This window comes from Streptomyces sp. NPDC033178, assembly GCF_055577685.1.
This window is the reverse complement of sequence record NZ_JBVIPT010000022.1, coordinates 106,650-129,116: the sequence shown is the minus strand read 5'-3', so window position 1 is coordinate 129,116 and position 22,467 is coordinate 106,650. Positions and strand designations below refer to the sequence as shown.

At 70.5% G+C, this 22,467-nt stretch carries 23 protein-coding genes; 17 read left to right on the top strand and 6 right to left on the bottom strand.

Annotated elements, in window-relative coordinates:
* Positions 1-113 precede the first annotated feature (113 nt).
* The 3 genes from glnA to pspAB all read left to right on the top strand — a co-directional run bounded on the left by glnA (position 114) and on the right by pspAB (position 3,237).
* A complete protein-coding gene (gene glnA, locus ACZ5VQ_RS40955; RefSeq protein WP_469109441.1) occupies positions 114-1,523 on the top strand; it encodes a type I glutamate--ammonia ligase in 1,410 nt (469 codons plus the stop codon).
* Between the two features lie 197 nt (positions 1,524-1,720).
* Positions 1,721-2,656 carry a zinc metalloprotease HtpX gene (gene htpX, locus ACZ5VQ_RS40950; protein WP_469109480.1) on the top strand — a complete coding sequence of 312 codons (936 nt, stop codon included), beginning with the start codon at positions 1,721-1,723 and terminating at the stop codon, positions 2,654-2,656.
* A 2-nt stretch (positions 2,657-2,658) separates the two neighbouring features.
* Positions 2,659-3,237 carry a PspA-associated protein PspAB gene (gene pspAB, locus ACZ5VQ_RS40945; RefSeq protein ID WP_362080267.1) on the top strand — a complete coding sequence of 193 codons (579 nt, stop codon included), beginning with the start codon at positions 2,659-2,661 and terminating at the stop codon, positions 3,235-3,237.
* 82 nt (positions 3,238-3,319) lie between these two features.
* Here pspAB and ACZ5VQ_RS40940 read toward each other — a convergent pair whose 3' ends face one another.
* The gene (locus ACZ5VQ_RS40940) at positions 3,320-3,598 is read right to left on the bottom strand and encodes a hypothetical protein (protein WP_362080264.1); all 279 of its coding nucleotides are present in this window, start codon (positions 3,596-3,598) and stop codon (positions 3,320-3,322) included.
* Positions 3,599-3,880: 282 nt separating this feature from the next.
* Here ACZ5VQ_RS40940 and ACZ5VQ_RS40935 point away from each other — a divergent pair, with 282 nt between their 5' ends.
* Entirely contained in the window at positions 3,881-5,065 is a 1,185-nt protein-coding gene (locus ACZ5VQ_RS40935) for a winged helix DNA-binding domain-containing protein (RefSeq protein ID WP_469109440.1), read from the top strand.
* Positions 5,066-5,167: 102 nt separating this feature from the next.
* On the opposite strand, the gene ACZ5VQ_RS40930 is transcribed toward ACZ5VQ_RS40935, so the two are convergent.
* On the bottom strand, positions 5,168-5,476 hold the full coding sequence (locus tag ACZ5VQ_RS40930; RefSeq protein WP_143631201.1) for a hypothetical protein: 309 nt from the start codon (positions 5,474-5,476) through the stop codon (positions 5,168-5,170).
* A 297-nt stretch (positions 5,477-5,773) separates the two neighbouring features.
* Between ACZ5VQ_RS40930 and ACZ5VQ_RS40925 the strand changes: the two genes are divergently transcribed.
* The 3 genes from ACZ5VQ_RS40925 (at position 5,774) to ACZ5VQ_RS40915 (ending at position 7,454) form a co-directional block, all read left to right on the top strand.
* Entirely contained in the window at positions 5,774-6,190 is a 417-nt protein-coding gene (locus tag ACZ5VQ_RS40925) for a hypothetical protein (protein ID WP_469109439.1), read from the top strand.
* Positions 6,191-6,268: 78 nt separating this feature from the next.
* The gene (locus ACZ5VQ_RS40920; RefSeq protein WP_469109438.1) at positions 6,269-6,658 is read left to right on the top strand and encodes an arsenate reductase family protein; all 390 of its coding nucleotides are present in this window, start codon (positions 6,269-6,271) and stop codon (positions 6,656-6,658) included.
* 109 nt (positions 6,659-6,767) lie between these two features.
* On the top strand, positions 6,768-7,454 hold the full coding sequence (locus tag ACZ5VQ_RS40915) for an RlpA-like double-psi beta-barrel domain-containing protein (RefSeq protein ID WP_469109437.1): 687 nt from the start codon (positions 6,768-6,770) through the stop codon (positions 7,452-7,454).
* 65 nt (positions 7,455-7,519) lie between these two features.
* On the opposite strand, the gene ACZ5VQ_RS40910 is transcribed toward ACZ5VQ_RS40915, so the two are convergent.
* Positions 7,520-8,377 carry an alpha/beta fold hydrolase gene (locus tag ACZ5VQ_RS40910; protein ID WP_469109436.1) on the bottom strand — a complete coding sequence of 286 codons (858 nt, stop codon included), beginning with the start codon at positions 8,375-8,377 and terminating at the stop codon, positions 7,520-7,522.
* Between the two features lie 95 nt (positions 8,378-8,472).
* Between ACZ5VQ_RS40910 and ACZ5VQ_RS40905 the strand changes: the two genes are divergently transcribed.
* The 7 genes from ACZ5VQ_RS40905 (at position 8,473) to ACZ5VQ_RS40875 (ending at position 16,298) form a co-directional block, all read left to right on the top strand.
* The gene (locus tag ACZ5VQ_RS40905; RefSeq protein WP_469109435.1) at positions 8,473-8,922 is read left to right on the top strand and encodes a MarR family transcriptional regulator; all 450 of its coding nucleotides are present in this window, start codon (positions 8,473-8,475) and stop codon (positions 8,920-8,922) included.
* Between the two features lie 313 nt (positions 8,923-9,235).
* Entirely contained in the window at positions 9,236-10,264 is a 1,029-nt protein-coding gene (glnII, locus tag ACZ5VQ_RS40900) for a glutamine synthetase (protein WP_469109434.1), read from the top strand.
* Positions 10,265-10,665: 401 nt separating this feature from the next.
* On the top strand, positions 10,666-11,268 hold the full coding sequence (locus ACZ5VQ_RS40895) for a winged helix-turn-helix domain-containing protein (RefSeq protein WP_469109433.1): 603 nt from the start codon (positions 10,666-10,668) through the stop codon (positions 11,266-11,268).
* Positions 11,269-11,394: 126 nt separating this feature from the next.
* Positions 11,395-12,423: an NAD-dependent epimerase/dehydratase family protein gene (locus ACZ5VQ_RS40890; RefSeq protein ID WP_469109432.1), complete on the top strand. Its 1,029-nt coding sequence runs from the start codon at positions 11,395-11,397 to the stop codon at positions 12,421-12,423.
* 87 nt (positions 12,424-12,510) lie between these two features.
* Entirely contained in the window at positions 12,511-13,827 is a 1,317-nt protein-coding gene (locus ACZ5VQ_RS40885; protein ID WP_469109431.1) for a sensor histidine kinase, read from the top strand.
* Positions 13,812-14,465 carry a response regulator transcription factor gene (locus ACZ5VQ_RS40880; protein WP_398893148.1) on the top strand — a complete coding sequence of 218 codons (654 nt, stop codon included), beginning with the start codon at positions 13,812-13,814 and terminating at the stop codon, positions 14,463-14,465. The genes ACZ5VQ_RS40885 and ACZ5VQ_RS40880 overlap by 16 nt, the downstream gene beginning before the upstream one ends.
* Before the next feature lie 282 nt (positions 14,466-14,747).
* Positions 14,748-16,298 (top strand): DUF1996 domain-containing protein, encoded by a 1,551-nt coding sequence (locus ACZ5VQ_RS40875; protein ID WP_469109430.1) that lies wholly within the window; start codon positions 14,748-14,750, stop codon positions 16,296-16,298.
* Positions 16,299-16,472: 174 nt separating this feature from the next.
* On the opposite strand, the gene ACZ5VQ_RS40870 is transcribed toward ACZ5VQ_RS40875, so the two are convergent.
* Complete coding sequence (locus ACZ5VQ_RS40870) at positions 16,473-16,913, bottom strand: hypothetical protein (protein WP_469109429.1); 441 nt, start codon at positions 16,911-16,913, stop codon at positions 16,473-16,475.
* Positions 16,914-17,161: 248 nt separating this feature from the next.
* On the opposite strand from ACZ5VQ_RS40870, the gene ACZ5VQ_RS40865 reads away from it, so the two are divergent.
* The 3 genes from ACZ5VQ_RS40865 (at position 17,162) to ACZ5VQ_RS40855 (ending at position 20,447) form a co-directional block, all read left to right on the top strand.
* The gene (locus ACZ5VQ_RS40865; protein WP_469109428.1) at positions 17,162-17,671 is read left to right on the top strand and encodes a tetratricopeptide repeat protein; all 510 of its coding nucleotides are present in this window, start codon (positions 17,162-17,164) and stop codon (positions 17,669-17,671) included.
* 60 nt (positions 17,672-17,731) lie between these two features.
* Entirely contained in the window at positions 17,732-19,693 is a 1,962-nt protein-coding gene (locus tag ACZ5VQ_RS40860; RefSeq protein WP_469109427.1) for a hypothetical protein, read from the top strand.
* A 64-nt stretch (positions 19,694-19,757) separates the two neighbouring features.
* Positions 19,758-20,447, top strand: a complete 690-nt coding sequence (locus ACZ5VQ_RS40855) for a TetR/AcrR family transcriptional regulator (RefSeq protein ID WP_469109426.1) — start codon at positions 19,758-19,760, stop codon at positions 20,445-20,447.
* Between the two features lie 8 nt (positions 20,448-20,455).
* On the opposite strand, the gene ACZ5VQ_RS40850 is transcribed toward ACZ5VQ_RS40855, so the two are convergent.
* Positions 20,456-20,812, bottom strand: a complete 357-nt coding sequence (locus ACZ5VQ_RS40850) for a 5-carboxymethyl-2-hydroxymuconate Delta-isomerase (protein WP_469109425.1) — start codon at positions 20,810-20,812, stop codon at positions 20,456-20,458.
* A 27-nt stretch (positions 20,813-20,839) separates the two neighbouring features.
* A complete protein-coding gene (locus ACZ5VQ_RS40845) occupies positions 20,840-22,465 on the bottom strand; it encodes a SpoIIE family protein phosphatase (protein ID WP_469109424.1) in 1,626 nt (541 codons plus the stop codon).
* Positions 22,466-22,467: the final 2 nt, after the last annotated feature.

Genomic DNA, 22,467 nt, shown 5'->3' with positions numbered 1-22,467 from the left:
TCACGCTTGAGAAATCACCCGTCCCTAAGGTCGGGATCAGCGTGTGCCACCGCACTGGCCGCACGAACGAACTACCACCCCGGTCGGACATGGTCGGGAGTAGGAGGAGCTGGATGTTCCAGAACGCCGACGAGGCCAAGAAGTTCATCAAGGACGAAGACGTCAAGTTCGTCGACGTCCGCTTCTGCGACCTGCCGGGTGTCATGCAGCACTTCACGCTGCCGGCAGAGGCCTTCGACCCGACCGAGGAACTGGCCTTCGACGGCTCCTCCATCCGCGGCTTCCAGGCCATCCACGAGTCCGACATGGCGCTCCGCGCCGACCTGTCCACCGCGCGCGTCGACCCCTTCCGCCGCGACAAGACGGTCAACATCAACTTCTTCATCCACGACCCGATCACGGGCGAGCAGTACTCCCGTGACCCGCGCAACGTGGCGAAGAAGGCGGAGGCGTACCTCGCGTCGACCGGCATCGCCGACACCGCGTACTTCGGCCCCGAGGCCGAGTTCTACGTCTTCGACAGCGTGCGCTTCGAGACCAAGTCGAACGAGGCCTTCTACCACATCGACTCCGAGGCGGGCGCCTGGAACACCGGTGCGCTGGAGGACAACCGCGGTTACAAGGTCCGCTACAAGGGCGGGTACTTCCCGACCCCGCCGGTCGACCACTTCGCCGACCTGCGTGCCGAGATCTCCCTGGAGCTGGCCGCGTCCGGCCTCCAGGTCGAGCGCCAGCACCACGAGGTGGGCACCGCCGGCCAGGCCGAGATCAACTACAAGTTCAACACGCTGCTCGCCGCGGCCGACGACCTCCAGCTCTTCAAGTACATCGTGAAGAACGTCGCCTGGCGCAACGGCAAGACCGCGACCTTCATGCCGAAGCCGATCTTCGGTGACAACGGCTCGGGCATGCACGTCCACCAGTCGCTGTGGACGAACGGCGACCCGCTGTTCTACGACGAGGCCGGCTACGCGGGCCTGTCGGACACCGCCCGCTACTACATCGGCGGCATCCTCAAGCACGCCCCGTCGCTGCTGGCGTTCACCAACCCGACGGTGAACTCGTACCACCGCCTGGTCCCGGGCTTCGAGGCCCCGATCAACCTGGTCTACTCGCAGCGCAACCGCTCCGCGGCCATGCGTATCCCGATCACGGGCTCGAACCCGAAGGCCAAGCGCGTCGAGTTCCGCGCGCCCGACTCCTCCGGCAACCCGTACCTCGCCTTCTCGGCGCTGCTGCTCGCGGGCCTCGACGGCATCAAGAACAAGATCGAGCCGGCCGAGCCGATCGACAAGGACCTCTACGAGCTGGCCCCCGAGGAGCACGCGGGCGTCGCCCAGGTCCCGACCTCCCTCCCGGCCGTCCTGGACCGCCTTGAGGCCGACCACGAGTTCCTGCTCGCGGGCAACGTCTTCACGCCCGACCTGATCGAGACGTGGATCGACTACAAGCGCACCAACGAGATCGCTCCCCTGCAGCTGCGTCCGCACCCGCACGAGTTCGAGCTCTACTACGACGTGTGATCGACCCCGTGACCGACACGTACGCGTAGCGCGTCGCGGCTGACGAACAGCTGACGGACGAAGCCCTGTCACCGCCCTCGGGCAGTGACAGGGCTTTGTCGTTCTTTGCCTGGTGGAGGGCTGATCCAGATCCATTCGTGGAAATGCCCGGGTGCACACTGGAATCGGGACGAGTGCCCGATTTCGAGGTGATCGCTATGCAGAGCCGCTTCCAGGCCGACCGGGGACTGACCGCGAGGATGGGCATCACGCTGTTCCTCCTCGGGCTGCTGTACGTGGCCTTCGTGGCCGTGCTGATCGTGCTGCTGAAGTCCTGGGTACTGGTCGTGGTGATCGCCGCGGCGCTGCTCGGCGCGCAGTACTGGTTCTCGGACCGGATCGCGCTGTACGCGATGCACGGGCGGGTCGTCGAGCGCGAGGAGTATCCGCAGCTGCACGGGGTGATCGACCGGCTCTGCGCGACCGCCGACATGCCGAAGCCCGTGGTCGCCGTCTCCGACATGGAGATGCCGAACGCCTTCGCCACCGGGCGCAACGCCGACCACGCCGCGATCTGCGTGACGACCGGGCTGCTGCGCCGGCTCGACCCCGCCGAGCTGGAGGGCGTACTCGCCCATGAGCTGTCGCACGTGGCGCACCGCGATGTCGCGGTGATCACGGTGGCCTCGTTCCTCGGAGTGCTCGCCGGGCTCGTCGTGCGCTTCACGCTCTACTCGCAGGTGTTCGGCGGGCGGGGGCGCAAGGACCAGAACACGGTCGTCGTCCTGATGACGGTGATGGCGGTGTCCGCGGCCGTCTACGCGCTCAGCTTCCTGCTGATCCGGGCCCTGTCCCGGTACCGGGAACTGGCCGCCGACCGGGCCGGGGCCATGCTCACCGGGCGTCCCTCGGCGCTGGCCTCCGCGCTGACCAAGCTGACCGGGGACATCGCGAAGATCCCCACGCGTGATCTGCGGACCGCGCAGGCCTTCAACGCCTTCTACTTCACGCCCGCGTTCGGTGCCGCACCGGGCGGTCGGCAGCTCTTCTCCTCCCTGCTGTCGACGCACCCGAGCCTGGCGGACCGGCTTGATCAACTCGGCCGTATCTCCGGCGAGTTGGGTGAGGCGCCGGCCCCCGGGAAGGCGGGCTGAGCATGGGGTTCCTCGACATCCTCCTCGGCCGCAGCAGGCCCGTCGCGCCCGATCTCGACCAGCTCTTCGGGCTGCCGTCGGCCGCCGTGACACTGGAGGCGGCGGCCGGGTTCACTCCGACCGGGCACGGTTCGGTGTGCTTCGCGTCCGTCGAGGGGGCCGCCTTCGACGACGTACGGGAGGAAGTGCGGGAACTGCTCGACGCGGACTCGGAGCCGCCGGTGGAGGTAAGCCGGGACGACTACGGGTACACCTGGCTGGTGTCGCGGCGGGAGCCGGACGATCTGCCCGCGCTCGTCGGTGATCTGCACGCGGTGAACAGCACGCTGGAGGGCAGCGGGTTCGGCCCCCAACTGCTGTGCTCGGTGGTCGGGTTCCGGCACGGCGACGGGCGGCGGCTCGGGCTCGTCTATCTCTACAAGCGCGGGACGTTCTACCCGTTCGCGCCGCTGCCCGGGGAGGGTGAGCGGCGCGACAACGCGCTGGAACTGCAGGTCAGGGCGGCACTCGGGAACGACCTGCGGGTGGAGCAGGACCTGGGCCGGTGGTTCCCGCTGTGGGGAGCGCCGGGCCTGGGCTAGCCGCTCCCCTCCGCAGGGCCGGTTCCCCGCCCGGCCTGTCTCCGGGTCTCCGGGTCTCCGGGCGGGGGCTGCTCCGGTCGGGCTAGTTCCGCTTCTGGCGGGTCATCCAGGGGCGTTCGCGGCGGTAGCGGCGCTCCCACCTGGCCTGCTGGTCACGGCGCTGGCGGTACGCGCGGTAGTCGTTGTCGCCGCGTACCGACGAGCCGGCCCCGCGGGGCGACGAGGAGCCCGTCGTCCCCTGGCCGGTGCGGCCGTAACGGAAGTGCAGGTAGAGCAGGACGGCTCCGGCGAGCCACCAGAGCGGGTTGTTGAAACCGAGGACGACCAGAGCGAGGATCGCCAAAATGATCAAGGTACCCATGATGGGTCTCCTTGTGCGTGGGTGGTGGGACCTTGAGATGTCCGACGCGGCGCTGGGTCGGACACGGCCCAGGGGCGGGCACCCGTCCGTCGGTGCGTTGAGAGTAGCCCTCAGGATGCCGGGTGATGCCTGTCCGACGGAAACGAATAACGCCAGCTTCTGAGGGCGAACGCTCACAGAACTCCTGAAGTCGAACAAAATCGACGCTTGGAGGGAGAATCCAGGGGCGGGGCCGGGACAGGACAGTGCAGGGCACGGCCACTGAGCGACACAGGGGATCGAGTGAGCGGACAACTGCGGTACATCGAGGTGGCGGAGCGGCGGGCCCGGCTGGCTGTCGGGCAGCGGCTGGCCGGGTCCGCGCGGGCGGACTCGCCGGAGGAGGTCGCGGAGTCGCTGGTGGCGCTGCACGGGACGGATCCCGCGAGCGTCTTCCTCGCCGTGGGCGCGCGCCTGGCGGACGCGGCGAAGACCGTGCCGGAGACGGAACGCGCGCTGTACGAGGACCGGACGCTGGTACGGATGCACGGCATGCGGCACACCGTGTTCGTGTTCCCCACCGGGCTCGTCCCGGTCGTGCACGCGTCGACCGGACTCACCGTCGCCGCGCGGGCGCGGGCCGCACTGATCAAGGACATGGCCAAGGCGGGGGCACCGGACGCGCAGTGGCTCGCGGAGGTGGAGGCGTCCGCACTGGCGGCGCTGGCCCGGCGCGGGGAGGCCACCGCGGTGGAACTGGCCCAGGACGAGCCCCGGTTGAGGGAACAGTTCGTGTACGCGGCGGGGAAGAGCTACGAGGGCGTGCACACCGTCTCCTCGCGGCTGTGGAGGGTGCTGGGGGTCGAGGGCCGGGTCGTACGGGGGCGGCCGCTGGGCTCGTGGACGTCCACGCAGTTCCGGTGGGCGGTGGCCCCGCCCTCCCCCGAACTGCCGGTCGCCGAGGCCCAGGCGGAGCTGGTGCGGCGGTGGCTCGGCGCGTGCGGGCCGGCCACGGAGGCGGACCTGAAGTGGTGGACGGGCTGGAAGGTCAGTGACGTACGGACCGCGCTCAAGGCGGTCGGGGCGGTGACCGTGTCTGTGGACGAGGGCATCGGACACGTCCTCGCCGACGCCGTGGAGCCGGTCGGGGCGGCCGAGCCGTGGGCCGCGCTGCTGCCCGGCCTGGATCCGACGGCCATGGGTTGGCAGGAGCGGGACTGGTACTGCCCGGCGGAGCTGCGGTCCGCGCTCTTCGACCGTAGCGGGAACATCGGGCCCACCGTGTGGTGGGACGGGCGGATCGTCGGCGGGTGGGCCCAGCGGCCCGACGGCGAGATCGTCTGGCGGCTGCTGGACACCGAGGGTGTGGGCCGCGAGGCGCGGGAGGCCATCGAGGCGGAGGCCGCGCGGCTGCACGCCTGGGTGGGTCCGACCCGGGTCACACCGCGCTTCCGGACGCCGCTGGAACGGGAGTTGGCGTCGGGCTGACGTCGGGGGCCGTCACGCCGGCGACTCGTGGCGCACACACCTCGGGGCCACGACCCGGTGCGCCGTCCGCCCCGACAAACGGGCGGCGCACCGGGCGTGAGCTCAGCGGGCGTACCTCATCAGGGCTCGGACCATGTGGCATGTGGTGTCCGACGGCGGGTGGATTCCGATGAGTTGGGCCGTGCTGCGGATCTTCTCGTTGCGGGCCTGGTTCGGCACGTACACACCCGAGTCGAGGAGGGCGATCGCGAGTCGCATCGCCTTCAGACGGCGGTTGTGCGTCACGTACCAGTCGCGCGGGCGGCCCGGTGGCAGCGGGCGCTTCTCGACGGGCTCGTACGGCAGGTCGAGCAGGACCGCCCTCTTGGATGTGGACTGGGTGGGCAGCGGGCTGAGTGCGGCAGCGGGCACAGGCATCCTCCTGTCGCGGTCAGGGAACCGTCCGGCGTCTCCGGCGAATCCCTCGAACACTACTTATAGTTTACCGGCCGCCACTGACATCGAGCGAGCCCAGGGCGTCCAGTAAATGTCCAGGTGGGCAAGGCAATTGGCGCCGTGTCACACCTGGTTTGCGAGATGTGCGTGAGGCGGCAAAAAATTCGAACAGAGCCATCCCCCGGTTCTGTGTCGTGCTTGTTCCGGCGGCGTCGTTCTTGTTCCGGCGGCCGAGCTGTGGCTGACTGGCAGCGGCGCCGAGGGGGAGCGGGCATGGGCGACTGGGTCGTGATCGCGCAGTACAGCAGCGACGTGTACAGAACCGAGTTCATCTGCCGTGGGCAGGAAACGAAGGAACAGGCACTGAAGGCACTCCGTGCTGCCCTCCACACGTATCTGCCGAGCAAGAGCATCGTGGAGAAGCGGCGCCATGTGTACCGCTTCGCCGACCAGGAGTCGTACCTGGTGGTGATCAAGGGCAGGCTGTCGGAGTGGGAGTGCACCCTGCGCGTCGCGGAGTTGGTCTCGGACTCGACCGACCCGGCCGTGGCCGAGCGGGCACGACTGGAGGACGGCGCGGCGGAACCGGAGGACAGCCCCGTGCAGTTGGAGGACAGCGCGGCGCAGTCGGAGGACGGTGCGGCGGAGGCACCTGACGGACCACGGGACCGGATCCCGCCCGGCTACTGACAATCACCCCTGGCCAGAAGCCCTTTGGGTCATGGCGTGGCGGATGCCCCGAACGGCGTTTCGCGTACCTTGTGCGGTATGGAGATCTGGATCAATCCGGCATGTTCGAAGTGCCGCAGCGCCATCAGCCTGCTGGACGCGGAAGGGGCCGCGTACACGGTTCGGCGGTACCTGGAGGACGTGCCGAGCGAGGCCGAGATCCGGCAGGTCCTGGAGCGGCTCGGTCTTGAGCCCTGGGACATCACCCGGACCCAGGAGGCCGTGGCGAAGGAGCTGGGGATGAAGGAGTGGGCCCGGGACCCCGGTTCGCGGGAGCGGTGGGTCGCGGCCCTGGCGGAGCACCCTCGGCTCATCCAGCGGCCGATCATCACCGCGGAGGACGGAACCGCCGTGGTGGCACGTACGGACGAGGCCGTACGTGACGCGTTGGGCCGAAGTCAAGGTGAGGATCCCTCAACTCCCGTGTGATCTACGTTACTCAGGTGACTCGTGTGAACTACTGAGTAACTCCGTTCGGTATCTCGTACATAGCGGCGGAACGGCCACCGCCAGGGGTGGCCGGGGACAGGAGCCGTTCATGTCACGCAGGAGAACTCTCGGCCCGAAGAAGAAGATCGCGCTGCTGGTGAGCGCCGCGGCCGTGGCCGGCGGCGGGGCCTTCGCCTTCGCCGCCACCTCGAACGCGAGCACCAACGCTCCGGCCGCGCAGTCCTCGGTGGTCTGCGACGGGCTGGCCACCGCGCTCGGCAACAACGAGAAGTTCATCGAGGGGCAGCGCACCAGCCCGGACGCCCAGTCCGAGGCGCGGATCGCCAACCGCGAAGCGGTGATCGCCCAGATCAAGGTCCAGCAGGAGGCCTCCGGGTGCGAGGTCGGCGAGTCCTCGCAGGCGGGCGCGCCCCAGGGGACGCCCGCCGCGTCCGCCCCGCCCGCCGCCGCGGACCCCGCCGAGCAGCCCTCGCAGAGCGCTGCCCCGCCTGCCACCGGTGACGCGGGCGGTGACAACGCTGTCGGCGGCCAGCAGGTCTGCAACGGTTCCACCGTCACCCTCTCCGGCGAGGACGGCGCCCCCGCGGCGTCCAGCAACCAGTTCCCGGCCGGTACGAAGCTGAAGGTCACGAACCTGGACAACAACAAGTCCACGACCGTGGAGGTCACTTCGGTCTCCGGCAGCTGCGCGCTCCTGAACAACGCGGCGTTCGAGCAGGTCCGCGAGCCCGGCAAGTTCCTGATCCGCAGGGCCCTCATCGAGAAGGTGGGCTGAGCCCTCATCGAGAGGGTGGACCGACGGGACGACTCCCGTCGGTGGGACCTCGCCGCAGTGACGGTTCAGGCTGCCAGGAAGCCGGTCAGCCTGCGGTTCAGCTCGGCGGGGTCCGTGTGGGGCAGCGCGTGGTGCGACACGTCCGGCAGGACGGCCACCTCCGCGCGCGGCAACAGGGTGGCGGCGCGAGCCGCCACCCGTCGTGCGTCATGGGTCCTGCTCCTCTCGGCAAGCAGGACCAGGACCGGCAGATCGAGTGCGCGCAGGGCCTCCGGCTCGGGAGCCGGGCCCGTGACCGGCCGCACCAGCGGGAAGGTGCCGGCCTCCTCCTGAAGACGCAGCCAGTCGTGGTCGAGCGGGACGCCCCCGGTCTCCCACTCCAGGAAGGCGCGCAGGCGGCGGGGCGAGCGCCGCAGCATCATCGACCCGGCGCGCAGCAGGTAAGCCGTCTTGAACCCGGAGAAGCACTTCGTCGGGTCGAGGAGGAACAGACGGCTCACCCGCTCCGGCGCGTGCAGCGCGTACTGCAGGGCGATCCAGCCGCCGTACGAGTGCCCGCCCAGGTGGATCCGGGCAGCCGGCGCGGCGCCCATGTCGTGCAGAAGCGCGCCGACGAGCTCGTCGAGCCACGCCGCGAGGTCTTCGACCGTGCGCAGGGGGCTCTCGGCATCGCGTACGCTGCGGCCCGGTTCGCCGATCAGGTCGACGGCGTGGACCCGGTGCGTACGGGCGAGTTCGGCGGCGTTGGCGAACCAGGAGCCCGAGGTGGCGCCGCCTCCGCCCGGTAACAGGAGGAGCGGGGCGCCGTCGCGCGGACCGCAGACGTTGACCACGGTCTCGCCGAAGGCAGTGCGGACGCTGATCTCCTCCCGGTCGGCGGGCCACTTGGCCACGACCTTGTCGTACGCCACGCTGAAGTTCATGCTCCGCTTCCCCTCCCTCTATTATCTCGCTGAACGAGATACTCACTCATCGAGATGATAGACGGGGACGCGGTGTGAAGGACCAGGGGCCCGAGATGGAAATCGTCCATCTCCTGCGCGCGGCCACCGTCGAACTCGGCCTGCACAGCGCCCGGTTCGCGCACGACAACGGCATGCACGCCACGGACGTCAGGGCACTGATCTGCCTCATGGACGCCCGCAGGGACGGGACCGAGATGACGGCCGGACGACTCGGGGGCCTGCTCGGGCTCAACTCGGCGGGGACCACCGCCGTCGTCGACCGGCTCGAACGGCTGGGGCACGCGCGGCGGGTACGGGACGGGCGCGACCGGCGCCGGGTGCTCGTCGAGGTGGAGAAGCGGGCGGTCGAACTGGGCCAGGCCTTCTTCGGTCCGCTCATCGGCCGGTCCGTGGAACTGCTCCGGGGGTACGACGAGCGCGAACTCGCCGCGATCCGGGGCTTCCTGGCGGGCGTACGGGAGGCTGCGTCGGGCGGCGCATCGGGCGCGGAACCGGATGTGTGATCCGAAGGTGCCGGGTGACTCTCTGCCGCGCGTCCGGTCGGGACGCGCGGGCGAAACCCATCGCATACGAGGGTCCGGGGCTGGGGCGGGCGTCATGCGGAATCCGCTGTTCGGGAGGCGGGTACGCGGCGCGCGAACGCTCTCAGCGAGTGAGTCGCAGCACAGAGGCACCAGGTAACACGGGGTTCACATTCGAGCAATGATCGGGAAATCGCCTGTTGACAGGCTTCCCGGCATCCACCGCGGCGCCCCGGTGCCGCAGCGCCGCAGCACCCGCACTGCGCTGAGAGACCCACCCCGAAGGATGTGGCCCGTGACCTTCAAGGCTGAGTACATCTGGATCGACGGCACCGAGCCGACGGCCAAGCTCCGTTCGAAGACGAAGATAATGGCCGACGACGCCAAGGGTGCGGAGCTGCCGATCTGGGGCTTCGACGGGTCCTCCACGAACCAGGCCGAGGGTCACGCCTCCGACCGCGTGCTCAAGCCGGTCGCCGTCTACCCGGACCCGATCCGCGGCGGCGACGACGTGCTCGTCATGTGCGAGGTCCTCAACATCGACATGACGCCGCACGAGTCCAACACCCGTGCCGCGCTCACCGAGGTCGCGGAGAAGTTCGCCGCGCAGGAGCCGATCTTCGGCATCGAGCAGGAGTACACGTTCTTCAAGGGCTCGCGCCCGCTGGGCTTCCCCGAGGGCGGCTTCCCGGCCGCGCAGGGCGGCTACTACTGCGGCGTCGGCTCGGACGAGATCTTTGGCCGTGACATCGTCGAGGCCCACCTGGACAACTGTCTCAAGGCCGGTCTCGCCATCTCCGGCATCAACGCCGAGGTCATGCCCGGCCAGTGGGAGTTCCAGGTCGGCCCGGTCTCGCCGCTGGAGGTCGCCGACCAGCTGTGGGTGGCCCGCTGGCTGCTCTACCGCACCGCCGAGGACTTCGACGTCTCCGCGACGCTGGACCCGAAGCCGGTGAAGGGCGACTGGAACGGCGCGGGTGCGCACACCAACTTCTCCACCAAGGCGATGCGCGAGGGTTACGACGCGATCATCACCGCGTGCGAGTCGCTGGGCGAGGGCTCGAAGCCGCTCGACCACGTCAAGAACTACGGTGCCGGGATCGACGACCGGCTGACCGGTCTGCACGAGACCGCCCCGTGGAACGAGTACTCCTACGGTGTGTCCAACCGTGGTGCCTCGGTGCGGATCCCGTGGCAGGTCGAGAAGGACGGCAAGGGGTACATCGAGGACCGTCGGCCCAACGCCAACGTCGACCCGTACCTGGTGACGCGGCTCATCGTCGACACGTGCTGCTCTGCCCTTGAGAAGGCCGGGCAGGTCTGAGTTACCTGTTCTTCCGAAGGGGCGCCCGCTGATGGTGGGCGCCCCTTCCGCGTGGGCGGGTGCGGGTGCGGGTGCGTGGGGGCTTGTCGCGCCCTGCGGCGGAGCCGCACATCGACACAGCCCCGCGCCCCTGAGCAGTTGGCGTCCGACCAGTGAGAGAAGGGTGCTGTCGGGATCGCGTCTCTGCTTCAATGGGAGCATGACCGGCTTCCAGGAGTTCAGCGCGACGGGTCGTCGTGATCTTGAGCCCTTCTGGCCTTCCCGGCAGCATCACGACTTCGACCGGGTGTGTTGTCGCGCGGTGAACGCGCGGGCCCTCTAAAGCCGTACATCCCGGCCTTCGGCCAGCGCGCACGACGTACGTCCTCCGACGACCTCTCGCGCGAAAGAGCTGACCTCTCATGGCGAACACCCGTTCCTTCTCGTCCGTTGCCACCGCGCCCTCCACGGCGCCCTCCCCGGTCCCTTCCACTGGCTCGGCGCGCCATCGACTGCGTGCCGTCGACCGGGACGAGGTGGTCGACGTCACGGACCTCCTCCCGCCGGGCGCCACCTGGCTGCCCGCTCCCCCGCACACCCTGCCGACGCTGCCGGGCCGGCCGCCGATGATCGGGTACCTGGTCCTCGTGCCGGCCGACCAGCCGCCCCTGCTGCCGGTCGCCGTACCGGACGCGGACCGGGCGGAGCCTGAGCGTGGGGGCGCGGGCGACGACTCCCTCGTACGCGTCGACACCGTGCAGCGCACGGCCGAGGTCGGCGGGCGGCCGCTGGATCTCACGTATCTGGAGTTCGAGCTGCTCGCGCATCTCGTGGCCCATCCGCACCGGGTGCACACCCGCGACCAGCTGGTCACCACGGTGTGGGGCTACGGGCACGTGGGTGACGGCCGGACCGTGGACGTCCACATCGCCCGGCTGCGCCGCAAGCTCGGGGCTGAGCACCGGGAGGCGATCCAGACGGTGCGGCGCGTGGGGTACAAGTACACGCCGCCGACCGCAAGCTGATCCCGAACCGATACCGGTACCCGTACCCGTACCCGTACCGCTCGTGGATTCGTCCGTCGGCGGAACGGTTCTCCTGTCGGCAGATTCCCGTTCCGTCACGCGGGGCCGCCGGGCAGAGTCACCCCCATGAGACTTCTGATGCTGGGTGGTACGGAGTTCGTGGGCCGGGCCGTCGTGGAGGCGGCGCTCGCCCGCGGCTGGGACGTGACCGTCTTCCACCGGGGACGCCACGAACCTCCGGCGGGGGTGCGGTCCCTGCACGGTGACCGCACCGCGCCCGACGGGCTCGCGTCCCTGGCCGGGACCGAGGAGGAGTGGGACGTCGTCGTCGACACCTGGTCCGCGGCCCCGCGCGTCGTCCGGGACGCGGCCCGGCTGCTGGCGAACCGCGCCCGCCGGTACGTGTACGTGTCGAGCTGTTCCGTGTACGCCTGGCCGCCCGCCGCGGGATACGACGAGGGCAGCCCGCCGGTGGAGGGCGCCTCCCCCGACGCGGAACACACCGACTACGCACGCGACAAGCGGGGCGGCGAACTGGCCGTGCTGGAGGCCTTCGGTGCCGAGCGGACGCTTCTCGTACGGGCCGGCCTGATCCTCGGCCCGTACGAGAACATCGGGCGCCTGCCGTGGTGGCTGGACCGGATGGCGCGCGGCGGGCCCGTCCTCGCGCCCGGTCCCCGTGAACTGCCCCTCCAGTACGTCGACGTCCGCGATCTGGCCGAGTGGACCCTCGGGGCCGTGGAGGCGGGGGCGGACGGGGCGTACAACGTCATCAGCCCGTCGGGGCACGCGACCATGGGGGCACTGCTCGACGCGTGCGTCCGGGTCGCGGGAGGCACGGCTGCCGGAGGCACGGCCGCGGGAGGTCCGGCCGAGCTCCGGTGGACCGATCCCGAGGTGGTTCTCGCGGCCGGGATCGAGCCGTGGATCCAGCTGCCGGTGTGGGTGCCGCCCGGCTCGGAGTCGTACGACGCGATGCACCAGGCTGATGTGTCCAGGGCGGCACGGGACGGGCTGCGGTGCCGGCCCGTCGCCGAGACGGTGGCCGACACCTGGAGCTGGCTCCAGAGCATCGGCGGTACGGCTCCCCGGCGCCCCGACCGGCCGGTGGTCGGGCTCGACCCCTCGGTGGAGGCGAAGGTCCTGGGCGGCTGAGCGCCGCGGAGGGGGTGGCGTTGGCACCACCCCCGCCGGGTGGTTCGGCCCAGTGACCGCGGCGGCGGGCTCGGCGAGACTGAGGGCATGAACACGAACGGGGACAAGACGAACGGGGACAAGACGAACGGGGACGACAAGACCGTCGGCGGCAGGGTGCGTACCGCCGCGCTCGCCGGGGTGCGGGCCCTGGTGCTGGCCGTCGTGGCGCCGGCCGGGTCGATCACCCTCTTCGTCCTGTCCGTCGTGTCGATCGTCCTCGTACCGCTGGGCATCGGCATCGTCACGACACCGTGGGTGCTGGCGGGCGTACGCGGCTTCGCGAACTGGCGGCGGCTGGTGGCGGCCCAGTGGTGCGGGGTGCGGATCCCGCCCGCGTACCGGCCGGTGCCGAAGGACGCCAACCCCTGGACGCGGTGCTTCGGGCTGCTCGGCGATCCGGCGACGTGGCGGGACCTGATGTGGCTGCCGGTCGACATGATCGCGGGTTTCGTCACGGCGCTGCTGCCCGCCGCGCTGCTCACCTACCCCTTCGAGGGGTTCGCGCTGGGCGCCGGGCTGTGGCGGGTCTTCACGGACGGCACGCGCGTCGGCTGGTGGTACGGGTTCGTGCCGGTCAGCGGGCAGCTCAGCGCCCTCGCCGCGGCCGCGCTGGGAGCGGCCCTGCTCGTCACCGGTGTCTACACCGCTCCCCTGCTGCTGCGGGTCCACTTCCTGCTGACCCGGTCCGTCCTCGGGTCCGGCCAGGGCGAGCTGGCCGAGCGCGTCCGTGTGCTCACGGAGACCCGGCGCGACGCCGTGGACACCTCGGCGGCCGAACTGCGCCGCATCGAACGGGATCTGCACGACGGGGCGCAGGCGCGGCTGGTCGCGATGGGCATGGATCTCGGCACCATCGAGGCCCTGATCGAGAAGGACCCGGCCAAGGCCAAGCAGCTGCTCGCGCAGGCCCGCAAGTCCTCCGCGGAGGCGCTCACGGAACTGCGTGACCTCGTACGCGGCATCCACCCGCCCGTGCTCGCGGAGCGCGGACTCGGCGACGCCGTAAGGGCGTTGGCGCTGCGGCTGCCCATCAGTACGGAGGTGGACGTGGAGTTGCCGGGCCGGGCGGGTGAACCGGTGGAGGCGGCCGCGTACTTCGCCGTCAGCGAGGTCCTCACCAACGCCGTCAAGCACTCGGGGGCGGACCGGATCTGGGTCGACATCCACCACTCGCCGGAGCACGGCGGGATGCTGCGGATAGCCGTCACCGACGACGGCAACGGGGGCGCCACGATCGGCGCGGGTTCGGGACTCTCCGGAGTCGAGCGGCGACTGGGTACATTCGACGGCGTCCTGGCCGTCAGCAGTCCCGCGGGCGGCCCCACCATGGTGACCATGGAGATCCCTTGCGAGTTGTCCTAGCCGAAGACCTGTTCCTGCTGCGCGACGGACTGGTCCGGCTGCTGGAGGCGTACGACTTCGAGATCGCCGCGGCCGTCGAGACCGGGCCCGAACTCACCAGGGCGCTGGCCGAGTTGGCGCCGGACGTCGCCGTCGTCGACGTACGTCTGCCGCCCTCGCACACGGACGAGGGGCTGCAGTGCGCGCTGGCGGCCCGCCGGGCGAGACCCGGGCTGCCGGTGCTGGTCCTCTCGCAGCACGTGGAGCAGTTGTACGCGCGCGAGCTGCTCGCCGACGGGGCCGGCGGGGTCGGCTATCTACTCAAGGACCGGGTGTTCGACGCCGAGCAGTTCATCGACGCCGTACGGCGGGTCGCGGCGGGCGGTACGGCGATGGATCCACAGGTCATCCAGCAGCTGCTGACGCGGCGGCAGGCGGACGACCGCCCGCTGGGCCGGGTGACTCCGCGCGAGCTGGAGGTTTTGGAACTGATGGCGCAGGGCAGGTCGAATGCGGCGATCGCGGGCCAACTGGTGGTCACGGAGCGGGCGATCGCCAAGCACACGTCCAACATCTTCGCGAAGCTGGGCCTTGAGGTCTCGGACGACGACAACCGTCGCGTCCTGGCTGTTCTCGCCTATTTGGACCAGGACCGCTGAAAGGGTCCCGAACGCGGATCGGGAAAGACCGGCGGCGGTCATCCCAAGATCCGTCAGGAGGCGGGTCCGACGTTCCGCTTTCGCTGAATGATATTCAATAAATCCCGCACAACTGCCGTTGTTTCAGGGGCTTCTGGGCCCCTTGCGCCGGGATTGCGTCACCGAACTCTCACCAATTTCTTGGACCACTGAACACCTCAGGAGCCCCCTCCGTATTGAACGGAGCCGCTTCACCTCCTGTCGGGCGCCTCAATGCCCCCGCAAGGAAGCCAGAGGAGTTCCATGGGACGCACAAACCGTAAACGCCGCTCCACGCTCGCCAACCGGGCGATAGCCGCATCGGCGGCTCTCGCGCTGGGTGGCGGCGGTCTGCTGGCGGCCAACATCTACGCTTCTGCGGGCGAGGGCAAGAACTCGACGCAGAACGCGCAGACGACGGCCGCCGGAGTGGCGACGATCAAATGTCCGGACGTCGGCCAGCAGCTGACCGACGTGCCGAGGGGGGCACGCGCCGGTGTCGACAAGGAGCTGGCGAAGCTCGACCAGCAGGTCACCGAGGCCTACAAGCGCCTCGCCGACACGCGCCAGGCCCAGGCGGGGGACTCCAGCTACGTCAACAACGCCATCCTCAGTCCGCTGAAGTCCAAGCGGACCGCCACGATCGACCGGATCGGCAACAACATCCGGCGCTCAGGCGGCAAGGCTCCGCAGCAGCAGGACCAGCTCGCCGAGTGTGAGGGCGTGCCGGCCGACCAGCCTGCCGCCGGTGAGGGCCAGGGCGACGGTCAGGGCCAGAACGACGGTCAGGACCAGGGTCAGGACCAGGGCGACGGTCAGGACCAGGGTCAGGACAATGGCCAGGACCAGGGTCAGGACCAGGGCAACGGTGGCCAGGACGGCAACGGTCCGGCGGCTGACGACTTCCAGGACATCACCCAGGTCCAGCCGACCGGTGGCGCGAAGGGCGTCGGTCCGAACGGTCTTCCCGCGAACGGGGACTCCGGTTCGACGGGCACGTTCACCACGAACTGCGGCACGAACGAGAACGAGAACCGCAACTCGGACAACGTGATCGTCGCTCCCGGTGTCAGCAACGGTGCCCAGCACCAGCACGACTACGTCGGCAACCAGGACAACGACGCTTTCGCGAGCGACCAGGACCTGGCGGCGGCGGACACCACCTGCCAGAACCAGGGTGACAAGTCTTCGTACTTCTGGCCCGTACTGCGCGTGCAGGACGGTCAGGACGACATCGACGCGAACGCCCCCGGTGGCGGTCAGGACGGCAACGTCGGCACCATCCTCCAGCCGGCCGAGGCCCAGCTGAAGTTCGTGGGCAACCAGAAGGGCGACGTGGTCGCGATGCCCACGGCCCTTCGCATCATCACCGGTGACGCCAAGTCCTTCGTGAACGGCCTCGCCAACGCCAACACCAACTGGAGCTGCACCGGCTTCGAGGACCGTCAGCTGACGGACAAGTACCCGATCTGCCCCGAGGGCAGCTCCGTGGTGCGGACGACCAACTTCCAGAGCTGCTGGGACGGTCAGAACATCGACTCGGCCAACCACCGCACGCACGTGTCCTTCGTCCAGGCGGACGGCACCTGTGGCAACGGTTTCCAGGCCATCCCCCAGCTGCAGGTCCGTCTGGTCTATGACGTGGACGCCCCGCAGATCCAGAACGGGCAGGTACAGAACGCCTTCGCGGTGGACTCCTTCCCGGACCAGCTGCACAAGCCGATCACCGACCACAACGACTTCATCAACTTCTTCGACGAGAACACGATGAACCAGGTGGTCGACTGCATCAACAGCGGTCAGGACTGCCAGTAACACAGAGGCAGTGAGCAACAGGCAGTAAGCACGAGAAAGCCGGCGGTGGGATTTCCCACCGCCGGCTTTCGCTTGCCCCCGAATGTCTTCTGCCCCCGAATGTCTTCGTCCGCCTTCGACGTCCGCCTTCGACCGAATGCCCTCGAACCCCGTCGGTCGGCGCGGTCGACGCGGTCAGCTGCTGTGACCGCCGCTGTTGTGACTGCCACCGGGATTCATGTGCTCGGACCCTTCCTCCATGGTCCCGCCGAGCTGGCCGCGCAGTGCCGTGACCGTCTTCTGCTCGCCGACGGCGACCCACTTGCGGCCGACGAGGTAGTAGCCGCCGTAGTCCTTCGCCCCGTTCAGCCACTCGCGCTGACCGCGGTCGGTGGCGAAGGTCGCGAGGATGTACTTGCCGTCGGTGCTCTTGCAGATGGCCTGCCGGATCGTGTCCGCGTCCGTCTGCATGTCCGGCTTGCAGCCCGCCTCGCTCGCGATCTGCTCCAGGCTCCCGCTCGCGGTCTCGGGGACCTTCTCCCCGCTGTCCTCGGAGCCGCCGCAGCCGGTCACCGCCAGCAGTGCCGTGACCGCCCCGGCCGTACCGACCGCGAGCCTCTTCCTCGTCAAACGCATTCGTACGTACCTCCGGGTCGGTTCCGGCCCACGCCGTTGAGAGCCCCGGTAGAGGGCTCTGCCTTCGGATACGGCTCCCGCACGCCCGGCGCTCAATCGCCTCCGTGTTTACGGCATCACCGGACACATCACAGTGACGTGCGCCACATCGGTGGTCCTCCGTTGTCGGCCAGGGGCGGGGCACAGGGCTGTCGACGGGCTCGTAAAGCCGATGTCGTTCGCGGGCACACCTGTGCGAGGGTGGGCCCGTGACGACCATCGATGCTGACTGGGACGAGCGCGTGACGGCCGCCTGGGCCACCTTCGACGACTACGCCGAGGCGGAGGCGGCCGACTTCCGCGCGGTGATCGACGCGCTGGTCGCCGAGCTGCCCGCCGACAGCCCGGTCGGCCCGTTCGAGCGGGCCTGCGCCTGGGACTCGACGGGCCACTCGGACCGGGCCGTGCCGCTGTACCAGGAGGCGCTGGCGCGCGGGCTCGACGGCTACCGCGGCCGGCGCGCGAAGATCCAGCTCTCCAGCTCGCTGCGGAACATGGGCCGGCCGGAGGAGGGCGTCAAGCTCCTGACACCCGAACTCGTCGCGCCCTCCGACGAGTTGGACGACGCCGTACGCGCCACACTCGCGCTGTGCCTGGCGAGCCTGGGCCGCGAGCGCGAGGGGCTCGCGCTCGTCCTGGGCGCCCTGGCCGCTCATCTGCCGCGCTACCAGCGGTCCATGGCGAACTACGCCCGTGCGCTCGTGGAGCCGGAGGGGTAACTCCCCATGGACTCGGGGCAGTCCAGGTGACCAACCACGGATTCGCTCGTTTTGCTGAACGTGCAGTCACAGGATGTCGCCCCGCGCCCCGCCCCGGACCCCCGCCCCGGACCGGTCGTCGACGTCGAGCAGGCCGAGGCCGCGCTCGTCGAGCACTATCCGCGGCTCGTCCGGCTCGCCTATCTGGTGCTGCCGCCGAGCCTCGGCCGCAACCGCCGGGTGCTCACCGCGCACGCCCTCACCCAGCGCGCGCTGCCCCGCGGCCGGACGTCCGGCGACGCCTCGGTCCTCCCCGCCCAGAAGACCGCCGAGGGCCGCGACGCCGATCCCGGATACGCGTACGTACGCCTCCGCGTGCTGCGCACGGCGCTGGAGGCCGGCCGCCCGCTGACGTTCAGGGCCTGGCCGAAGCGGGCGCAACTGCCACCGCTGCTCCCCCAGGTGTGGGGTCTGCGGCTCTTCCCGCGCTCGGGCGGCGCCGACGAACTCGCCCTGGACCAGCGGCTGTCGGCCCTGTCGGCCCCGGCCCGCGCCGCCTACGTCCTGCGCGGTCTGGAGCGCCTTGCCGACGCGGACGTGCTCAGGGTGCTGGCCGCGGCGGGCGAGGAGGACCCGGCCGACGCGCTTGACGAGGCCGACGAGATCGAGGCGAAGTACGGGCTGCTGACGTCCCCCGAGTTCGACCCGTGCTCGCTGCAGGCCCGACCACCGGACCTGATGCGCCGCCGCCAGCACATGAAGGCGGCGCTCGCCGCGGCCGCCGCCGTCGCGGTGTGCGGGGCGCTGCTCGGGCTGCCGGGCGACGGCTGGGGCCCCGACGGCGCGGCCGCTCCCCCGTACGCGCAGAACCCCTCCGCCCAGGCCGCCCTGGATCCCGGCAAGCTGACGCTCGTCCCGGCGGCCGCCTGGCAGTCGTCCACGCGCACCGACTTCTCCGTGTGGCCCGCGCGCGGCACCCTCACCGGTGACAGGGCACTGCTGCGCCGGGCGCTCGCCGTCTGGGCACGCCCCGGCGAGTCCGTGCAGGTCTCGGCCACCCCCGGCACCCCGGCGGGCGCCCCGCCCGGACCGCCCCAGCTGCTGTACGCGGGCGAGGTCGACCAGAGCCGGGTCGTGCTGCTGTACGACGGACTGCGCATCGCGCGCTACGCCGAGCCGAAGGACGGCACGCAGGGCGCCGCCCTGGACTTCGCCCGGGTCGACGGCGCCACGGGGGCCGACACGAACGCGGTGGTCCTCGGCCGCGCCGACGGCAACGTCCGCTATCTGACGGCACCGTGGGTGCGTACGGCGACAGTCCGCGACCTGCTGAAGTCCGCGACGGGCTCATCACCCGCGTCCGACGCCTCCGGTGCTTCCGGGGCGACGCGTCTCGGCCGGTCGGCGGACGGGGTGACCGAGCCGTTCGCCAGCCCCGTACAGCAGACCGGTGAGTGCCGCTCGTGGAACGCGCTGGAGCTCACGGACCGTTCGGGCACCCGGCTGACGACCGACCTCGGTGAGCTGACCCCGGCCCGCCTCACCTCGGGCCGCCCTGGGCAGCCCCACGAGGCGTCGGCGGCGACCTGGTCCCCGCTCGCCTGCTCCCTGGCGGCCGTCCGCGGGCAGGGCGTACGCGCGGTGAACGCCTGGCAGTACGCCCGGCAGCCGCTGCCCGGCGCGAGCGGCACCGCGAACTGGCTGTGCACCCGTGCGGACACCTGGCGCGGCGGCGGGACACGGGTGCTGGCCCAGTTCCACGCCCAGGGCCAGCCGTACGGCGCGGTCGTGGCGAAGGCGCAGAACGTGGCCGCCTGCGGGGCGAAGGACTCCCACGTCCTGGCGGGCGTGCTGTGGAAGTCCGGTACGGGTGACTGGTATCTCCTCGCCGCCGGGAGCAAGGACACCTCGTCGATCCGTGCGACGGGCGGAGTCGACGGATCCACCGAGGGCAATCTCCTTGCCGTACGGGCCGAACAGGGCGCGCAGGCAGGCCTGAAGGGGACCCTCGCCGACGGGAGGTCGATCGGCGGCCTGCGCTGACGCGGGTAAACAACCGCGCGGATCCGACCCGTTCGCGGCCGGATCCGATCGGTAAGGTGTTCGCATGACAACCGGGGTACGCCGCAGGATGGGTGTCGAGGAGCGGCGGCAGCAGTTGATCGGCGTCGCTCTCGACCTGTTCAGCCGACGCTCGCCCGACGACGTCTCCATCGACGAGATAGCAGCGGCCGCGGGCATCTCGCGCCCGCTGGTCTACCACTACTTCCCGGGCAAACTCAGCCTGTACGAAGCCGCGTTGAAGCGCGCCTCGGACGATCTGGCGGAACGTTTCATCGAACCTCAGGAAGGCCCGCTGGGCGCGCGGCTACTGCGGGTCATGCGACGGTACTTCGACTTCGTCGACGAGCACGGGCCCGGTTTCTCCGCCCTGATGCGCGGTGGACCGGCGGTCGGCTCGACCAACACGAACGCCCTCATCGAGGGCGTACGGCAGGCCGCGTACCTCCAGATCCTGGCTCATCTGCGGATCGACCGGCCGCCCGCCCGGCTCGAACTGGTCGTCCGCTCCTGGATCTCCCTGGCCGAGTCGACCGCCCTCATCTGGCTGGACGGCCGCCGCATCCCCCGCGCCGAGTTGGAGGCCCAACTCGTCCACGACTTCGCGGCCCTCGCCGCCGTCAGCGCCGCCTACGACCCGGAGATGGCCGATCTGCTACGCCACATGCTCGCGGACGAACCGGCAGAGGGCCCGTTCGCGGACTTGATCGGCCGCCTGGTCGCGCTGGCGTCGTAGCCCGGACGTCAGTCCACGGACTTCTGGTACGACGCGTCAAGGTCCCGCACCTCCGCGGACGCATGCAACGCCACACCGTCAACCGGCTTCACATGCGCCCGCAGCACCTCAAGCGTCCGCTCGGTCAACAGGAGCTTCGTCTCGTCGGACCGCCCGGCCAGCAGCGCGAGCGTGACATGGACGAGCCCATGCCCGGCCCTTTCCGTCCCCACGACAACATCCTCCGCGGGCCGGAACCGCGTCTTGCACGCCTCGATCTTCGCGGCGGCCGTCTCCACCACCACGGCGTGCAGCGCGACGGCGAACCCCTGCCGGTCGAACGCGTCGGAGAGGGACGTCGAGTAGTCAACGGTGATCTGCGGCACGGGCACTCCTGTTCCAGTTCGAAAACCTCACCCTAGCCGCAGGGCAAGCAGCGCGATGTCGTCCTCCGGCGCCCCGCCGAACCGCTCCAGAAGCGTGTCGCACAGGGCGGACACCCCGGGCGGCGCCTCGGCCGCGGCCGTGCGGAGCTCCTCCATGGAGACCGCCAGATCGACGCCGCGGGTCTCGATGAGACCGTCGGTGACCATGAGGAGGCGGTCCGTGGGATCGAGGAACAGTTCCACGGGCGGCTGCCTGGGCAGACCGAGGCCGAGGCCGAGCAGCGGCCCGGCGGCCTTGGCGTACTCGGCGTTGCCCGAGTCGCGGACGATCAGCGGCGGGATGTGGCCCGCGTTGGCTATCCGGGTGCGCCCGGTGGCCGGGTCGACGTGGACCAGGCAGACGGTGGCCGTGACCTCGGGGTGGTAGCGCTGCAGCATGTGGTCGAGCCGGTCGGCGAGCACGGCCGGATCGGATTCCTCCACGCAGTAGGCGCGCAGGGCATGGCGCATCTCGACCATGACGGTGGCCGCCTCCAGCGAGTGCCCGACGACGTCCCCGACCGCGGTGAGCACCCCGTCGTCGGTGCGCAGCGCGGCGTAGAAGTCGCCGCCGATCTCGGTCTGCCGGGACGCGGGCACATAGCGCACCACGACGTCGACGCCTGCGAGGTCGGGCAGTCGGTGCGGCTGGGGCAGGAAGCTGTGCTGGAGCGTGAGTGCCACGTGGCGCTCGACCTGGTACATCAGCAGGGGTTCGGCGGCGAGCGCGGTGGCCTGGGCGAGGCGGCCGACCAGCTCCCCGTCATCCGGTTCGCCGGGCCGGGGTATGCGCAGCGGCGTCGCGAAGCACACGGGTGCCCTGCCGTCCTGGGTCAGGGTGAGCACCAGGCGGGCGTCGTCCCGGACGCCGGGCCGGAAGAAGCCCATGGGCCACAGGTGCGCGGGCACGACGGTACGGAACACCCCGGTGCGCCCCTTGCTGATCTGGCCGATCAGCCGGACGACGGCCTCCTGTGCGTGGCTGTCCGGCACGGCGAAGGCGCTGCGGCCCTTGGAGGTGCTGTAGTACAACTCGCCGTCCGGGCCGAGGACGAAGACGACGGCCGGGCCGCCGGTGAGCCGGGCGGCGCCCTCGGCGGACGCGTCGGCGAGTTCCGTGAGGTTGCGCGCGGCCTGGACGGTGACGATGATCCCGGACAGCAGGGTCAGCCGGCGTACGAGTGTCTCGGCGCCGGAGCGCGTCCGGGCAGCGCGCACGGCGGCCCGTACGACGGCCCGGATCTCCTCGGGTTCGGCGGGCACCGTCAGATACGCCTCGCCGCCGGATTCCAGGCCCTCGCACCGGTCGGCGGGTGCCACGGCGGCGGCGGAGAAGTGGACGACGGGCAGGGTGGACATGGGCGGCTGCGCCTTGAGCAGGCGGCACAGTTCGAAGCCGCTCATGTCCGGCAGGCCTACGTCGATGAGGGCCACGTCGGGCAGGGATCCCGCGCGCAGCCGTACGTCGAGTTCGACGAGCGCCTCGCTCGCGGTGGCCACGGGGACGACCCGGTGACCGGCGCGGCGCAGCACGGCCCCCAGCGCGTAGCGACTGGCCGGCACGTCGTCGACGATCAGCACGGTGGTGCGCGTCCTGTTGGCGTTGCCGTCCATCT

Excerpts from the sequence above, each read along its gene's own strand:
- glnA (WP_469109441.1), top strand. The coding sequence starts at position 114 with ATGTTCCAGAACGCCGACGAGGCCAAGAAGTTCATCAAGGACGAAGAC.
- htpX (WP_469109480.1), top strand. The coding sequence starts at position 1,721 with ATGCAGAGCCGCTTCCAGGCCGACCGGGGACTGACCGCGAGGATGGGC.
- pspAB (WP_362080267.1), top strand. The coding sequence starts at position 2,659 with ATGGGGTTCCTCGACATCCTCCTCGGCCGCAGCAGGCCCGTCGCGCCC.
- ACZ5VQ_RS40940 (WP_362080264.1), bottom strand. The coding sequence starts at position 3,598 with ATGGGTACCTTGATCATTTTGGCGATCCTCGCTCTGGTCGTCCTCGGT.
- ACZ5VQ_RS40925 (WP_469109439.1), top strand. The coding sequence starts at position 5,774 with ATGGGCGACTGGGTCGTGATCGCGCAGTACAGCAGCGACGTGTACAGA.
- ACZ5VQ_RS40920 (WP_469109438.1), top strand. The coding sequence starts at position 6,269 with ATGGAGATCTGGATCAATCCGGCATGTTCGAAGTGCCGCAGCGCCATC.
- ACZ5VQ_RS40915 (WP_469109437.1), top strand. The coding sequence starts at position 6,768 with ATGTCACGCAGGAGAACTCTCGGCCCGAAGAAGAAGATCGCGCTGCTG.
- ACZ5VQ_RS40910 (WP_469109436.1), bottom strand. The coding sequence starts at position 8,377 with ATGAACTTCAGCGTGGCGTACGACAAGGTCGTGGCCAAGTGGCCCGCC.
- ACZ5VQ_RS40905 (WP_469109435.1), top strand. The coding sequence starts at position 8,473 with ATGGAAATCGTCCATCTCCTGCGCGCGGCCACCGTCGAACTCGGCCTG.
- ACZ5VQ_RS40895 (WP_469109433.1), top strand. The coding sequence starts at position 10,666 with ATGGCGAACACCCGTTCCTTCTCGTCCGTTGCCACCGCGCCCTCCACG.
- ACZ5VQ_RS40890 (WP_469109432.1), top strand. The coding sequence starts at position 11,395 with ATGAGACTTCTGATGCTGGGTGGTACGGAGTTCGTGGGCCGGGCCGTC.
- ACZ5VQ_RS40885 (WP_469109431.1), top strand. The coding sequence starts at position 12,511 with ATGAACACGAACGGGGACAAGACGAACGGGGACAAGACGAACGGGGAC.
- ACZ5VQ_RS40875 (WP_469109430.1), top strand. The coding sequence starts at position 14,748 with ATGGGACGCACAAACCGTAAACGCCGCTCCACGCTCGCCAACCGGGCG.
- ACZ5VQ_RS40870 (WP_469109429.1), bottom strand. The coding sequence starts at position 16,913 with ATGCGTTTGACGAGGAAGAGGCTCGCGGTCGGTACGGCCGGGGCGGTC.
- ACZ5VQ_RS40855 (WP_469109426.1), top strand. The coding sequence starts at position 19,758 with ATGACAACCGGGGTACGCCGCAGGATGGGTGTCGAGGAGCGGCGGCAG.
- ACZ5VQ_RS40845 (WP_469109424.1), bottom strand. The coding sequence starts at position 22,465 with ATGGACGGCAACGCCAACAGGACGCGCACCACCGTGCTGATCGTCGAC.